We start from the raw sequence: 1,073 nt of genomic DNA, 5'->3' as shown, positions 1-1,073 counted from the left end.
GCTCGGGCGCAGGCGGACGTCACTTCGTGACGAACGCCGCCTGCCGACGGGCCTCGCCGCGCGCAGCCCGTCCCGGGGCCGTCGACGCGTTGATCGCGAGCACCGACAGCAGCTCGTACGCGACGTGCGCTGCCGCGATGCCGGTGATCTCGGCGTGGTCGTATGCGGGCGCGACCTCCACGATGTCGGCGCCGACCACGTTCAGGCCGACGAGTCCGCGCAGCGTGTTCAACAACTCGCGGGACGTCATGCCGCCGGCCTCGGGTGTTCCGGTGCCCGGCGCGTGCGCGGGATCGAGGACGTCGATGTCCACGGACACGTAGACCGGACCGCCGTCGAGCCGTCGACGCATCCGTTCGACGATGCTGGCAACGCCGTCCACCTCGTAGTCGTCGGAGCGGATGACCTGGAAGCCGAGAACGGCGTCGTCCTCGAGGTCCTTCTTGCTGTACAGCGGGCCGCGGATGCCGATGTGCTGCGAACGCTCCAGGTCGATCAGCCCCTCCTCGCTGGCCCGCCGGAACGGGGTGCCATGCGTGTAGGGGGCGCCGAAGTAGGTGTCCCACGTGTCCAGGTGCGCGTCGAAGTGCAGCACGGCGATGGGACCGTGGTCGCGGGCGAGGGAACGCAGGATCGGCAGGGCGATGGTGTGGTCGCCGCCGAGCGTCAGCACGGTCGAGCCGTCCTTGCGCAGGTCGGTGACGGCGCCGTCGACCGTGGCCAGGGCTTCCTGGATGTCGAACGGGTTGACGCCGATGTCACCGAAGTCGGCGACCTGCTGCGCCGCGAAGGGGTGCACGTCGAGTGCGGGGTTGTACGGACGCAGGAGCTTCGACGAGGCGCGGATGTGGCCGGGGCCGAAGCGTGCGCCGGGACGGTAGCTCACGCCGGAGTCGAACGGGACGCCCATCACCGTGACGTCGGCGCGGGACACCTCGTCGAGCCGGGGGAGGCGGGCGAAAGTGCTGGGCTCGGCGTAGCGCGGGGTGCGGGTCGCGTCGACGGGGCCCTGGATGCGGGTCGCGTCGATTGGGCCCTGGATGTCGTCTGTACTCATCGGAATCCTTCGGTGT

The 1,073-nt window shown here is 70.5% G+C and carries 1 protein-coding gene; it reads right to left on the bottom strand.

Annotated features, from left to right (window positions below; all coding sequences use genetic code 11):
* Positions 1–19: 19 nt before the first annotated feature.
* Positions 20–1,057 (bottom strand): agmatinase, encoded by a 1,038-nt coding sequence (gene speB / locus WKC72_RS04790; RefSeq protein WP_037230299.1) that lies wholly within the window; start codon positions 1,055–1,057, stop codon positions 20–22.
* Between the last annotated feature and the right edge of the window lie 16 nt (positions 1,058–1,073).

Origin of the sequence: Rhodococcus wratislaviensis (genome assembly GCF_041228765.1) — a bacterium.
In the GTDB taxonomy this organism is placed as follows: domain Bacteria; phylum Actinomycetota; class Actinomycetes; order Mycobacteriales; family Mycobacteriaceae; genus Rhodococcus_F; species Rhodococcus_F wratislaviensis.
The sequence above is the reverse complement of the archived record's forward strand: the minus strand, read 5'-3'. Positions and strand labels throughout refer to the sequence as shown.

What these genes read in the sequence shown, in the direction of transcription:
- speB (WP_037230299.1), bottom strand. Translation starts at nt 1,057, where the DNA reads ATGAGTACAGACGACATCCAGGGCCCAATCGACGCGACCCGCATCCAG.